A 13,070-nucleotide genomic window follows, 5' to 3' on the forward strand; every position below is an offset into this window, starting at 1 on the left:
GTTCAGAACTCGTTCTGCAAGGCTTTGTAAGCGCGCACCAGATCGACGTTGGTGCGTGCCACGTCTTCGGAAAACTCCGAGGCGCTGACACTCACCGGCGGGAACTGCGAGAGGTCGGTGTTGGGGCCGATGCGGGTGGTGGAGGGCAGGTAGAACGCGTCCGGCAAATCGCGGCCATCGACCACCGAGTTGTGCCGCACCACGCAGCCATTACCGACCACGCAATTGAACAACACACTGTTGAAGCCGATGAACACGCGGTCGCCAACCACGCACGGACCGTGCACGATCGAGCGGTGAGCGATCGAGCTGAACTCGCCGATGGTCACTGCCGCGCCGGATTTGGAGTGGATCACCACGCCGTCCTGAATATTCGAATTGGCACCGATGGTGATCGGCTCCATCGCTCCCGAAGCATCCACTTCGTCGGCGCGGATCACCGCGTAGGGGCCGACGAAAACGTTCTCGCCGATGATCACCTTGCCGCAGATGATCGCGGTTTTGTCGACGTAGGCCGACTCGGCAATTTGCGGCAGATCGCCTGAAGGATTCTTGCGGATCATGGCTGGCTCAGTGCGTCGTAAAGGGTGTTGAGGTTGTATTCGAACAGCCCGGTAAAGTTGCTGGCCGGGCCGCTGGCGGCGAGGGCATCGGAGTACAACGTACCGCCGATATGCGCGCCGCTTTCATCGGCGATCTGCTTGAGCAGGCGCGCGTCCTTGATGTTTTCCATGAACACCGCTTTGACCTTGGCCTGACGAATCTGGGTGATCAGTGCGGCGACTTCGGCGGCCGATGGCTCGCGCTTGGTGGACAGACCTTGCGGCGCCATGAAGTCGATGCCGTAGGCCTGACCGAGATAACCGAAGGCATCGTGGCTGGTGACGATCTTGCGGTTGCCCGGCGGCAGTGAACCGAGCTTGGCCTTGGCTTCGGCGAGCAGGGCGTAGATCTGTTTCAGATAGGCCTGGCTGTTGCGTTGGTAGTCGGCCTTGTTCGCCGGATCGGCGGCGATCAGCGCCTTGGTGATGTTGGCGATGTACAACTCGGTATTCGCCAGATTGTGCCAGGCGTGCGGGTCGGGAACGCTCTCGCCGTCTTCATCCAGCGAGCGTGGAATCACGCCGTGACTGGCACTGATGACAGGGGCTTTGGTCTCGGTGCTGGTGACCAGGCGATCGAGCCATGGTTCGAAACCGAGGCCGTTCTTGATGATCAGCCTGGCCTTGAGCAGCGCTTTGGCGTCATCGGGGGTCGGTTCATACGTGTGGGCATCGGCGTCCGGGCCGACCATGTTGGTGATCTGAATATGCTCGCCCCCCACCTGATGAACCATGTCGGCAAGGATGCTGAAGCTGGTGACCACCGGCAATTTTTCCGCCGCCGACAACGACATCGACAGCATCAGGCTGAACAACACGAGTAGAGCACGCATCGGGAAACACCTCATGGGGATGTGAGCAAAGGCGGGCGGCGCAGCAAACCGTGCACCGGTCCGAACACCACGGACAGCAGATAACCGATGCCGGCGACCAGCACGATCGCCGGACCGCTCGGCAGCGAGTAGTAGAACGAGATCAACAATCCGCACCCCACCGAGAGGCAGCCGATCAGCGCGGAGATGGCAATCAGGCTCGGCAGGCGCCGACTCCAGAATCGTGAAGCGGCGGCGGGCAGCATCATCAGACCCACCACCATCAAGGCGCCGATGGCCTGGAAACCGATCACCAGATTGAGCACCACCAAGGTCAGGAACACGCCGTGGGCGAGTGGACCGAGACGGCTGACGGTTTGCAGGAATAGCGGATCGAGGGTGTCCAGCAGCAGCGGTTTGTAGATCAGAGTCATGGCGATCAGGCTCAGCCCCGACACCCACAACATGCCGTTGAGGGTCGGGCCGTCGACGGCGAGTGCCGAGCCGAACAGCAAGTGCAACAGGTCGAGACGCTTGCCGGCGATGCCGAGAATCAACACGCCGCTGGCGAGCGAGATCGGATAGATCGCGGCGAGGCTGGCGTCTTCACGCAGACCGGTGCGACGGGTGATCCAGGCGGCGAGACCGGCCATGCCCAGGCCGGCGCCGAGGCCACCGAGTGTCAGCGCCGGCAGACTCAGACCGGCGAACCAGAAGCCCAGCGCCGCTCCGGGGAGGATGCCGTGGGCGACGGCGTCACCGATCAGGCTCATGCGCCGCAGGATCAGAAACACGCCAAGCGGAGCCGTGCTGCAGGCCAGTACCAGACCGCCGAGCAGTGCGCGGCGCATGAACACGAACTCGTTGAACGGTTGCCAGAGATGGCTGACGGTGAGCATCAGGCCACCTGCGTGTTGGGTGTTTGCCGGATCAGTTCGACACTGGGGCCGAACACGCACTGACGATTTTTGATCAGCAACGTCTGCGGGATGTGTTGGCGCACCGCGGCGAGGTCGTGGCAGACCACCAGCAGTGTTCGCCCTTCGGCATGCCAGGCGTGGAGGTGTTGCCAGAGTAACTGCTGGCCCAGCTCATCGAGGGCAGCGTGGGGTTCGTCGAGGAGTAGTAACGGGGCGTCGGTCAGACTCAAACGGGCGAGCAGGGCGCGTTGCAATTCACCGCCGGAAAGGGCCATCAGCGGACGTTTTTCCAATCCGCTCAAGTGCCAGTTTTCCAGTGCGCTGGCAAGTCTTTGCGCGCGCAGTTGCGTCGACAATCGGCGGCCCCAGAAACCCGCGGCCACTAGTTCTTCGAGGCTGATGGGGAACTGTCGGTCGAGGTGTTGCTGTTGCGGCAGGAACGCCAAGCCGCCCTGACGTGGAACACCCAGTGCGACTTTTCCCGATAAAGGCTTCTGCAATCCGGCGATGACTTTCAGCAGGCTGCTTTTACCGCAGCCGTTGGCGCCGATGATGGCGCTGAGGCTGCCGTGTTCCAGCGAGAGCGTCAGTGGCGAAGTCAGTGGTTGGCCGAGTGCGCCCCAAGTCACGGTTTGGCAACGGATCATGCGAGTTCTCGGTGCCAGTGGCTTTCGGCGACAGCGTCGTGGGCGTGCAGGCTTTCGGCGTGGATCACCCGCAGGTGGAAACCACTGACGCCGGGGGAGCGGCGCAGGGCCAGATTGAGTCGTCGCGCGGCGTCTTCGCAGAACATCAGGTTTTGCCCATTGGCCAGAGCGAAGGCTTGTTCGTCGGCGCGTTTCACGGCGGTTTGTACGGCGGTGCCGAGTGCCGCTTCGGCATCATTGATGATGACGCTCAGAGGTAGCTCGTCGATGAACTCGTCGAGATGCATATGCAGTTGCGCGGTGCTGCGTTGGCTGTGCGGGGTGGCGACAATGCCTTGGCTCGATCCAAGCCAGGCCAACACTTCGGCATGTTGCAGTGGCTTGTTGGCGAAATCATCGATGAATTGCTGCTGGATCAACTGCCGCGCCAACGCTGCTGAGCAGGGGCAAGTTGAGGAGTAAGGCACTTCGATTTTCAGTTCCACGTGGAACACTTTGCTTTTCAGGCTCGCACAAATGCTCACTGGATAGCTCTTCCAACCGGCCAGAGGGCTGACTAACGCAGGCCTTTTCAGCAGTACTCCGCAATGGATGTTCAGGTAGGCGCTGTTGGATAAACCTTCGTGGCTGACCAGAAAATCATCGAGTACCTCGCGCAATAAGGCGGGAGAGAGGTTGTGCCGTTCAAGCGCCGCCAGCGCCAGATACAGCCGCGACATGTGAATACCGCGCGCCTCGCCATCATCGAGACTGACGCCTGCATCTGCTTTTGCGCTCAGACGTTGGCCTTCCAACAGAACAGGCAGAGCGATACCGCACATGCCCACCCAATCAAGCGGTAACGCCTGGCGAGCGACTTGAGTCGCTATATCCGGAAGTGTCAGCGAATTCATGTTCGGAACCATCGTGTTGATTGAATCGGATGTTACATTATAACAATTCAAATCACGTTAGCTTTTTCATGAACGGGCTTTCATATGCACAGACGTCATCTGCTCAATCTGCTGCTGGCCAGTACGGCCCTGGCTTTCCCCTTCAGTGTCTCGGCTACACAGATTCGCAATGCGCGGCTCTGGCGTTCGGATGAAAAGCTGCGATTGGTGTTCGACTTGAGCGGTCCGGTGCGCTACAAAACTTTCTCCCTGAGCGCTCCAGAACGCCTGATCATTGACCTTTCAGGAGCGAGTTTGAGCGGTGATTTCAGCCAGTTGGTGCTTGCCGATACCGCCATTCGCTCCATTCGATCAGGTCACTTTGGTCAGGGTGATACACGGATTGTTCTCGACCTGAACCATCCAGCGCTGTTGAACAGCTTCCTTTTGGCGCCCGAAGATGGCCAAGGACACCGCTTGGTGCTTGATCTGGTGAACGCCAAACAGGCATCAAGTGCGGCAATGGTTCCACGTGAAACACCCTTGAATAAAACTCACCCCAAGCGCGACATCATCGTCGTCGTCGACCCCGGGCACGGCGGAAAAGACCCGGGCGCGGTTGGTGCCAAAGGTGAACGGGAAAAAGATGTGGTGCTGTCCATCGCCCAGTTGCTCGCCAAACGGTTGAAGAGGGAGAAAGGCTTCGACGTGAAACTGGTGCGCAATGATGATTTCTTCGTACCACTTCGCAAGCGTGTGGATATAGCGCGCCAGCACAAGGCAGACATGTTTATCTCAGTGCATGCCGATGCGGCGCCACGTCTGACGGCGTCGGGAGCGTCTGTGTATTGCCTGTCCGAGGGTGGCGCGACGTCTGCGACTGCGCGCTTCATGGCGCAACGAGAGAATGGCGCGGATCTGCTCGGTGCGACCAGTCTGCTCAACCTCAAGGACAAGGATCCGATGCTCGCCGGAGTGATCCTCGATATGTCGATGAACGCCACTATCGCCGCCAGTCTGCAACTCGGCAGCACCGTTCTCGGCAGTCTGGCAGGTATTACCACGCTGCATCAGAAGCGCGTAGAACAGGCCGGATTTGCCGTGTTGAAGTCGCCGGACGTGCCGTCGATTCTGGTGGAAACCGGCTTCATTTCCAACGCCCGAGACAGTCAGCGACTGATCACGCCTCGGCATCAGCAAGCCGTGGCGAATGGCTTGTTCGAAGGGCTACAGCGTTACTTTCAGAAGAATCCACCCGTCGACAGCTATATCGCCTGGCAGCAGGAGCAGCAAAACGCGCAGGTTTAGCAGCCAGTGATCCGGCTGCAGGTGAACTTCGCGCTACTGCCGCCAGAGCTGGAAAAACGATTGATCGTCGTCCAGCCGACGCGACGGGTGTAGCCCACCCAGGCTTCCCCGTCAGAGGCGATCCCAGTAAAGAAAGTCAGTTGGCCGAAACGGCTGTTGGTCTGCGCCCAGTAGCGGTTGCCGTCCTTTTCAAAGCCCCGCAGATAAATTGTGCTGCCCACCGTGTTCACGCTGTAGGCATTGCCTTGCGCGTCGATGCAGGCCAGCAGATTGGCGCTGCGTGTGCAGTTGGCGAGTGCGGGAATTTGCCCCCAGGCGTCGGCCCCCGACAGCAACGCGAGACTCAGCAGCGAGTATTTCAAAGCAGTTTTCATCTCGGTTCCCAATGGGCAGATTGCGTGCAGCTTCCTGCGCTTTATCGGTTTGGGCAAGCGCGGGGCTGGCTTATTCATATTGTTATACTATAACATTAATTTGTATTGAGTCTGAGTTCGCCGATTTCAAGCGTCTGCTTCTACCAGATCGCTGTTTTGAAGCCATAGAACGCGGTGCGCTACGCCAAACCAGGCCAAAGTGCACATCGGCCGCCATCTGATGAGGATTATCCAATGTCATCTCCGCTTCCCGTGACCGTTCTTTCGGGCTTTCTCGGTGCCGGAAAAAGTACACTTTTAAATTACGTACTACGTAATCGAGAAGGCTTGCGCGTTGCTGTTATCGTTAACGATATGAGCGAGATCAACATTGATGGTAGCGAAGTTCAGCGCGATGTCAGCTTGAACCGTGCTGAAGAAAAACTGGTGGAGATGAGTAACGGTTGTATCTGCTGTACGTTACGCGAGGACCTGCTCGAAGAAGTCAGCAAGCTCGCCCGCGAAGGACGATTCGATTACCTGCTCATCGAATCCACCGGTATTTCCGAGCCGCTACCGGTCGCCGAAACGTTCACCTTCCGTGACGAGCAGGGCCAGAGCCTCGCCGACGTCGCACGCCTCGACACCATGGTGACTGTAGTCGACGGCGTGAATTTCCTCCTCGACTATCAGGCCGCCGAGAGTCTGGCTTCCCGAGGCGAGACCCTGGGCAATGAAGACGAACGCTCGATCACCGATCTGCTGATCGAACAAATCGAGTTCGCCGACGTACTGCTGATCAGCAAAATCGACCTCATCAGCCGCCAGGAGCGCGAAGAGCTGATGGCAATCCTCAAGCGCCTCAATGCCCAGGCGGAGATCATTGCAATGGTGATGGGCGAGGTGCCGCTGGAGAAAATCCTCAACACGGGCCGATTCGACTTCGAGAAAGCCGCTCAGGCCCCGGGCTGGTTGCAGGAATTGCGCGGTGAGCATGTGCCGGAAACCACGGAATACGGCATCGCCTCGACGGCCTACCGCGCACGCCGCCCGTTCCATCCGCAGCGTTTCTTCAACTTCATCGATCGCCCATGGCCGAACGGCAAACTGCTGCGCTCCAAAGGCTTCTTCTGGCTCGCCAGCAAACCCTCCGACGCAGGCAGTTGGTCGCAGGCCGGCGGTTTGATGCGCCATGGTTTCGCAGGCCGCTGGTGGCGTTTCGTGCCGAAAAACCAATGGCCGCAGGATCAGGAAAGTACCGCAGCGATCATGGAAAACTGGACGCCGGGCGTCGGAGATTGTCGTCAGGAGCTGGTATTCATCGGCCAGAACATCGACTTCGTACAGCTCAAGTCGGAGCTCGATGCCTGCCTGCTGACTGACGAAGAAATGGCCATTGGCGTAGACGGTTGGCGCCGGCTGGCGGATCCGTTCGGCCCTTGGCACGAAGAGGCCGCCTGATGCTCGCGCTCAAGTTGCAGCAAAACCGGGCGCGCCATCAGCATCAGGGAGCGACGCCGAAAACGCTGACGCGAATCCTCGAAGACGACGTCAATCTTGCGGTCTGGCAGCGTCAACTGCCGCTGCACATCGCCGATTTTGCAGAATTGCTGCTGTCGCTCAACGAGCCTCTGGCGGAATCGCTGTGCATCGAACTGCCGGATGAAGACGCCGATCCTGATCTAAAAGGATTGGCCGCCGGATTCCGTGATCTGCAAGGCTACGAAGCCTTCATCGCTGACCTGCAATGGCTGGTGAGTGCCTTTGCCTGTCTGCTGGGGGCACGGCGTATCGGTTTGCGCCTGCGGGTGTTGGATAAAGCCATGTGCCCACGTTTCCATGTCGATCATGTGCCGGTGCGCTTGATCACAACCTTTGCGGGGATTGGCAGCCAGTGGCTCAAGGAGGGCGTGATGGATCGCGAGCAACTGGGCCAGGCCAACGCCGAGCCACACGGCATGAGCCAAATCCAGCAACTCAAACGGGGTGATGTGGCGCTATTGAAGGGCGAGAAGTGGCTCGGCAATGAAGGCTTTGGCCTGATTCATCGCTCCCCGCAACCGGCGCCGGGTGAGCGACGGCTGCTGCTGACCCTCGACTGGCTCGGCTGACAGCTCAAGGCTTGAGCCACTGGCCCTGGCTTTGGCCTTCGCAGTACGGCTGCAAATACGCCGCGTCGGAGGCGACACCGTAATAGTGGATATCCTGGCGATAGGGCATATTGGCGACTTGCGCGTTGCTGCACACGCCGAACGCGCCGCTCGGGCATTGATCGACGTACTGCACCTCGACTTTCTGCCCGGCCAGCGTCGGTTGGCAGAAGCCGTCGCTGAACAGTTTCTCGGGAATACTGCGGTTTTGCTGGCAGACTTTGACGTCAAGTCGCTCACCCTGGCTGTGCACCACGCAGGCCTGGGCCCAGGCTTCGCTCGACAGCAGCATCAACAGCAACGACCATCCCATCCAACGCATGCCCAATCCCCTCAGAAAACTCCCAGTCATGTTGCAGAACATTCCTACCCATGTCATCGCCGGCCCTTTGGGCGCCGGCAAGACCAGTCTGATTCGCCAGCTCATGGCCCAGCGGCCGGAAGGCGAGCGCTGGGCGGTGCTGATCAATGAGTTCGGCCAGATCGGCCTCGATGCCGCGTTGCTGACCCGCGACGCCGATGGTATCGCACTGGGCGAAGTCGCCGGAGGGTGTCTGTGTTGCGTGAATGGTGCGCCGTTTCAAATCGGCCTCGGCCGTTTGCTGCGCAAGGCCCGGCCGGATCGGCTGTTCATTGAGCCGTCCGGGCTGGGCCATCCGGCGCAGTTGCTCAAGCAGTTAAGCGAAGCGCCGTGGCGTGGTGTACTGGCGGTACAGCCCTGTGTGTCAGTGCTGGATGCCCAGGCGCTGGCATCCGGGAAAGCGCTGCCGCCCGCACAGCAGGAGGCTTTGGCCAACGCCGGTCTGCTGTTACTGAACAAGGCAGAAAGTCTGAATGAGGCTGTTCGGCATACCATCGCCGAGCGTCTGCCGGCAGTCAAACTGATCTGGACGCAGCAGGCGCAATTGCCCTTGCATGAGTTGCCGGGTGTGGCGGCGCAAGCAATTGCAGGTGTGGATAACCTCATCGTGCCGCAGGGATTGGCGTCGATTCCGGCGATCTGGAGCGATCCGCAATCGCCGATCTGCCTGAGTCAGGCACAGCAGGGCGGTTGGAGCATCGGCTGGCGCTGGCACCCGGGACAAACGTTCGATACGCAACGCTTGAGCCAATGGCTGCAAAGCCTGGACTGGCGACGGGCGAAACTGGTTATCCACAGCGCACAGGGTTGGGTTTCAGCCAATGCCCTGGATAACGCTGAACTGAATTGGCAACCCAGTGAGTGGCGCCGGGATTCACGTATCGAGCTGATCTTTGCCGATGCGCAAAATGTCGATAATTTGCAGGCAGGCCTGGCGCAATGCCGGGTTCAGGCGGATTAGCTCAAGGCTTCCACTTGTTGTGATCCTGACGCCACTGGCTCAGCTCGATCACTTCGGCCCGTGGGCGGGTGACCTCGACCACGGGTGGCGTGTCGTCGAACGGTGCAGGGTAGGGCGCCAGTTCGATCTGCGCGCTGTGTGCGCCAAACTGGGTGATGGTGCCGTTGTGCCGGGTTTCGCCGGTCACGGTGAACTCGAAGTTGTAGACCCGGGCCAGGCGCCGCCGGCCGCTGCCATCCTTGATCAAACCGATTTTTTTCAACGCGACGTTGCCGTCCAGCAGTTCGACACCAACGTTGATGCAATGCTGCTTGACCCGCTCCAGCGCCCGCTCGCGCAAGCCGTGGTTGTGCCAAAGCCATGCGCCGGCAGCGGCGAACAGCATCAGCACGAAGATGTTTTCGAGGGTCAGCATCAACAGGAAACTCCAAAAGATAAGCTCAGCTTAACTGCGTCGCCGGTCTGTCGTACAGGCTGTGTTTCGTCGCATACTGCGCGGCTTGAATTTCAATCGTTTTACGGAATAACCCGAATGAAACGTACGCCTCATCTGCTCGCCATTCAGTCCCATGTGGTCTTCGGCCATGCCGGCAACAGCGCCGCGGTTTTTCCGATGCAGCGGGTCGGGGTGAACGTCTGGCCGCTCAACACCGTGCAGTTTTCCAACCACACCCAGTATGGGCAGTGGGCCGGTGAAGTGCTGTCGCCGCACCAGATCCCCGAACTGGTCGAAGGCATTGCCGCCATTGGCGAGCTGGGCAACTGCGACGCCGTGCTCTCCGGTTATCTGGGCAGCGCGGCGCAGGGCCGGGCGATTCTCAGTGGTGTCGAGCGCATAAAATCGGTCAATCCGAAGGCGTTGTACCTGTGCGACCCGGTAATGGGTCATCCGGAGAAAGGCTGCAGTGTGCCGACCGAAGTCAGCGATTTTCTGCTGGAAGAAGCGGCCGCGGTGGCGGACATCATGTGCCCGAACCAACTGGAGCTGGACAGCTTCTCCGGGCGCAAGCCGCAGTCCTTGTTCGATTGCCTGGGGATGGCCCGGGCACTGCTGGCACGCGGCCCGAAAGCGGTGCTGGTCAAACACCTGGATTATCCGGGCAAACCGGCGGACGGTTTCGAGATGTTGCTGGTGACCGCCGACGAAAGCTGGCACCTGCGCCGTCCGCTGCTGGCGTTTCCGCGTCAACCGGTGGGTGTGGGTGATCTGACGTCCGGTTTGTTCCTGGCACGGGTACTGCTTGGTGACAGTCTGGTGGCGGCGTTTGAATTCACTGCAGCGGCGGTGCATGAAGTGCTGCTGGAAACCCAGGCGTGTGCCAGTTACGAGCTGCAACTGGTGCGGGCGCAGGACCGGATCGCGCATCCGCGGGTGAAGTTCGAGGCTACCGCGATCAGTCTGTAAGACCGCGTTACACCCATTCGCGAGCAAGCCCGCTCCCACCTTCGATCGCGTTCTCATGGGAGGACTGCGATTGAAGGTGGGAGCGGGCTTGCTCGCAACGGCTATTTATAAAGCAACATCATTCCAAAGGATCGATCAGGCGTCGCCCTTGATCTCCTGATAGCGCTTCTCCAGCTCCTGACGAATCTGCCGGCGCTGCTGGGCCTGCATGTAGCGACGCTTGTCTTCGCTGTTCTGCGGTTGCAGTGGCGGTACAGCGGCAGGTTTGCGCTGGTCATCCACCGCGACCATGGTGAAGAAGCAGCTATTGGTGTGGCGTACCGAGCGCTCGCGGATGTTCTCGGTCACCACTTTGATGCCGACCTCCATCGAGGTGTTGCCGGTGTAGTTGACCGACGCAAGGAAGGTCACCAGTTCGCCGACATGGATCGGCTCGCGGAAAATTACCTGATCCACCGACAGCGTTACCACGTAGCGGCCGGCATAGCGGCTCGCGCAGGCGTAGGCCACTTCGTCGAGGTATTTGAGCAGGGTACCGCCGTGGACATTGCCAGAGAAGTTGGCCATGTCGGGGGTCATCAATACCGTCATCGACAGTTGGGCGTTTCCGGGTTCCATAACGTTCTCACGGATCAAGGCTGGATGGCTGGACGCACCTCTGCGGGTGCCTGGTGGCTTTTTCAAAAGCACCGTTATCGGGACGCCAGACGACTGGCTGCCGTCACGCCGCGACCGATCTGTTTCCTTATATTGCACCGCCTTCCAGCCGGAAGTCGCGGTGTTAACCTGCAAAAGGCCCTGCCCAAGGGCAATTCCCACACGAAAAGCGGATTTTTACCCAGCTCGCTCAGACCTTTCTGATGTCTGACGGCGGGTCACGTCATACAAGGAGCCCACACCATGCATGCCATCAGCTTTATTCAGGACCTGGCAGTGATCATGTTGGTCGCAGGTGTGGTCACCGTGCTGTTTCACCGCTTCAAGCAACCAGTGGTGCTCGGCTACATCGTCGCCGGTTTCATCATCGGCCCGCACACGCCGCCGTTTGGCCTGATCCACGACGAAGAAACCATCAAGACCCTCGCCGAGCTGGGGGTGATTTTCCTGATGTTCTGCCTCGGGCTGGAATTCAGCCTGCGCAAGTTGTTCAAGGTTGGCGCCACGGCGTTTATCGCGGCGTTTCTCGAAATCGTCCTGATGATCTGGATCGGCTACGAGATCGGTCGCTGGTTCGACTGGAACACCATGGACTCGCTGTTCCTCGGCGCGATCCTCGCCATCTCCTCGACCACCATCATCGTCAAGGCGCTGAACGACCTGAAGATGAAGAACGAGCGCTTTGCGCAGCTGATCTTCGGCGTACTGATCGTCGAGGACATCCTCGGCATCGGCATCATCGCCTTGCTGTCGAGTATCGCGGTCAGCGGCACGGTCAGCTCCGGCGAAGTGTTCTCCACGGTCGGCAAGCTGTCGCTGTTCATGATCGTTGCACTGGTGGTGGGCATTCTGCTGGTGCCGCGTCTGTTGGCTTATGTCGCCAAATTCGAAAGCAACGAGATGCTGCTGATCACCGTGCTTGGTCTGTGTTTCGGTTTCTGCCTGCTGGTGGTCAAGCTCGAATACAGCATGGTGCTCGGCGCCTTCCTGATCGGCGCGATCATGGCCGAGTCGCGGCAGCTGCTGAAGATCGAACGGCTGATCGAGCCGGTTCGCGACCTGTTCAGTGCAATCTTCTTCGTCGCCATCGGCCTGATGCTCGATCCTATGATCCTGCTGCAATACGCGTGGCCGATTGCAGTCATTACCGTGGCGGTGGTGCTCGGCAAGATGTTGTCCTGCGGCCTCGGGGCGTTTATCGCCGGCAATGACGGACGAACCTCACTGCGTGTGGGGATGGGGCTCTCACAGATTGGCGAATTTTCCTTCATCATCGCCGCGCTCGGGATGACGCTGCAGGTCACCAGCAACTTTCTGTATCCCGTCGCGGTGGCGGTGTCGGTGATCACCACGCTGCTGACGCCGTACCTGATTCGCGCGGCCGACCCGTTGTCGATCAAGCTCTCGGCGGCGGTGCCCAAGCGGTTGGGCCGGGTGTTCGGCATGTATGGCGAATGGCTGCGCAGCATTCAGCCGCAAGGCGAGGGCGCGATGCTGGCGGCGATGATCCGGCGGATCCTGTTGCAGGTCGGGGTCAATCTGGCGCTGGTGATCGCGATCTTCTTCAGCGGCGCGTTCTTTGCCGGACGGCTGTCGGTGTGGATGCAGGACTGGATCGGTGATCCGAGCTGGCAGAAGGCGTTGATCTGGGGCGGGGCGCTGCTGCTGTCACTGCCATTCCTGATCGCGGCGTATCGCAAACTCAAGGCGCTGTCGATGCTGCTGGCGGAAATGGGCGTGAAGCCGGAGATGGCCGGGCGTCACACGCAGCGAGTGCGTCGGGTGATCTCCGAAGTGATCCCGATCCTCTCGCTGCTGGTGATTTTCCTGCTGTTGGCAGCCTTGTCGGCCAGTATCCTGCCGACCAACAAGTTGCTGGTGCTGGTCGCCGTGGTCGCGGCCGCCGTGGCGGCGCTGCTCTGGCGCTGGTTCATCCGCGTGCACACGCGGATGCAGGTGGCCCTGCTGGAAACCCTCGACAACCACAAGGAGTCGTCGGGGCACTGACCGGCCCGGGCATCC

General features: G+C 60.0%; 15 protein-coding genes. 6 read left to right on the forward strand and 9 right to left on the reverse strand.

The genetic code is table 11. From position 1 onward, the window contains the following. Nucleotides 1-2: 2 nt before the first annotated feature. Genes JFU48_RS07325 through folE2 form a run of 5 tightly spaced genes read right to left on the reverse strand, consistent with a single transcriptional unit; the run spans nucleotide 3 to nucleotide 3,874 of the window. A complete protein-coding gene (locus tag JFU48_RS07325) occupies nucleotides 3-563 on the reverse strand; it encodes a gamma carbonic anhydrase family protein (RefSeq protein ID WP_201136195.1) in 561 nt (186 codons plus the stop codon). Further along, complete coding sequence (locus JFU48_RS07330) at nucleotides 560-1,435, reverse strand: metal ABC transporter substrate-binding protein (protein ID WP_201136196.1); 876 nt, start codon at nucleotides 1,433-1,435, stop codon at nucleotides 560-562. The genes JFU48_RS07325 and JFU48_RS07330 overlap by 4 nt, the downstream gene beginning before the upstream one ends. Before the next feature lie 11 nt (nucleotides 1,436-1,446). After that, entirely contained in the window at nucleotides 1,447-2,313 is an 867-nt protein-coding gene (locus JFU48_RS07335) for a metal ABC transporter permease (RefSeq protein WP_201136197.1), read from the reverse strand. Beyond that, nucleotides 2,313-2,981, reverse strand: coding sequence for a metal ABC transporter ATP-binding protein (locus tag JFU48_RS07340; protein ID WP_201136198.1), 669 nt, complete (start codon nucleotides 2,979-2,981; stop codon nucleotides 2,313-2,315). Before JFU48_RS07340 ends, JFU48_RS07335 begins: the two co-directional genes overlap by 1 nt. After that, a complete protein-coding gene (gene folE2 / locus JFU48_RS07345; protein WP_201136199.1) occupies nucleotides 2,978-3,874 on the reverse strand; it encodes a GTP cyclohydrolase FolE2 in 897 nt (298 codons plus the stop codon). The genes JFU48_RS07340 and folE2 overlap by 4 nt, the downstream gene beginning before the upstream one ends. 84 nt (nucleotides 3,875-3,958) lie before the next feature. On the opposite strand from folE2, the gene JFU48_RS07350 reads away from it, so the two are divergent. Next, the gene (locus JFU48_RS07350) at nucleotides 3,959-5,161 is read left to right on the forward strand and encodes an N-acetylmuramoyl-L-alanine amidase (RefSeq protein ID WP_201136200.1); all 1,203 of its coding nucleotides are present in this window, start codon (nucleotides 3,959-3,961) and stop codon (nucleotides 5,159-5,161) included. Here JFU48_RS07350 and JFU48_RS07355 read toward each other — a convergent pair. Next, entirely contained in the window at nucleotides 5,158-5,535 is a 378-nt protein-coding gene (locus JFU48_RS07355) for a glutamine synthetase (protein WP_201136201.1), read from the reverse strand. The genes JFU48_RS07350 and JFU48_RS07355 overlap by 4 nt on opposite strands. 234 nt (nucleotides 5,536-5,769) lie before the next feature. Between JFU48_RS07355 and zigA the strand changes: the two genes are divergently transcribed. Beyond that, nucleotides 5,770-6,975 (forward strand): zinc metallochaperone GTPase ZigA, encoded by a 1,206-nt coding sequence (gene zigA / locus JFU48_RS07360; protein ID WP_201136202.1) that lies wholly within the window; start codon nucleotides 5,770-5,772, stop codon nucleotides 6,973-6,975. Beyond that, the gene (locus tag JFU48_RS07365; RefSeq protein WP_201136203.1) at nucleotides 6,975-7,625 is read left to right on the forward strand and encodes a DUF1826 domain-containing protein; all 651 of its coding nucleotides are present in this window, start codon (nucleotides 6,975-6,977) and stop codon (nucleotides 7,623-7,625) included. Before zigA ends, JFU48_RS07365 begins: the two co-directional genes overlap by 1 nt. Nucleotides 7,626-7,629: 4 nt before the next feature. On the opposite strand, the gene JFU48_RS07370 is transcribed toward JFU48_RS07365, so the two are convergent. After that, nucleotides 7,630-7,986 carry a hypothetical protein gene (locus JFU48_RS07370; RefSeq protein ID WP_003229700.1) on the reverse strand — a complete coding sequence of 119 codons (357 nt, stop codon included), beginning with the start codon at nucleotides 7,984-7,986 and terminating at the stop codon, nucleotides 7,630-7,632. A gap of 28 nt (nucleotides 7,987-8,014) precedes the next feature. On the opposite strand from JFU48_RS07370, the gene JFU48_RS07375 reads away from it, so the two are divergent. Then, entirely contained in the window at nucleotides 8,015-8,986 is a 972-nt protein-coding gene (locus JFU48_RS07375; protein ID WP_201136204.1) for a CobW family GTP-binding protein, read from the forward strand. 1 nt (nucleotide 8,987) lies between these two features. On the opposite strand, the gene JFU48_RS07380 is transcribed toward JFU48_RS07375, so the two are convergent. Continuing rightward, nucleotides 8,988-9,401, reverse strand: a complete 414-nt coding sequence (locus JFU48_RS07380; RefSeq protein WP_103484033.1) for a DUF3301 domain-containing protein — start codon at nucleotides 9,399-9,401, stop codon at nucleotides 8,988-8,990. A gap of 117 nt (nucleotides 9,402-9,518) precedes the next feature. Here JFU48_RS07380 and pdxY point away from each other — a divergent pair, with 117 nt between their 5' ends. Beyond that, on the forward strand, nucleotides 9,519-10,391 hold the full coding sequence (pdxY, locus tag JFU48_RS07385) for a pyridoxal kinase PdxY (protein WP_003229694.1): 873 nt from the start codon (nucleotides 9,519-9,521) through the stop codon (nucleotides 10,389-10,391). A gap of 135 nt (nucleotides 10,392-10,526) precedes the next feature. Here pdxY and JFU48_RS07390 read toward each other — a convergent pair whose 3' ends face one another. Next, the gene (locus tag JFU48_RS07390; protein ID WP_003229693.1) at nucleotides 10,527-11,009 is read right to left on the reverse strand and encodes an acyl-CoA thioesterase; all 483 of its coding nucleotides are present in this window, start codon (nucleotides 11,007-11,009) and stop codon (nucleotides 10,527-10,529) included. A 282-nt stretch (nucleotides 11,010-11,291) separates the two neighbouring features. Between JFU48_RS07390 and JFU48_RS07395 the strand changes: the two genes are divergently transcribed. Then, a complete protein-coding gene (locus JFU48_RS07395) occupies nucleotides 11,292-13,055 on the forward strand; it encodes a cation:proton antiporter (RefSeq protein WP_003229692.1) in 1,764 nt (587 codons plus the stop codon). The last annotated feature ends 15 nt before the right edge of the window (nucleotides 13,056-13,070 follow it).

The organism is Pseudomonas sp. TH49 (assembly GCF_016650625.1).
GTDB lineage: Bacteria > Pseudomonadota > Gammaproteobacteria > Pseudomonadales > Pseudomonadaceae > Aquipseudomonas > Aquipseudomonas fluorescens_H.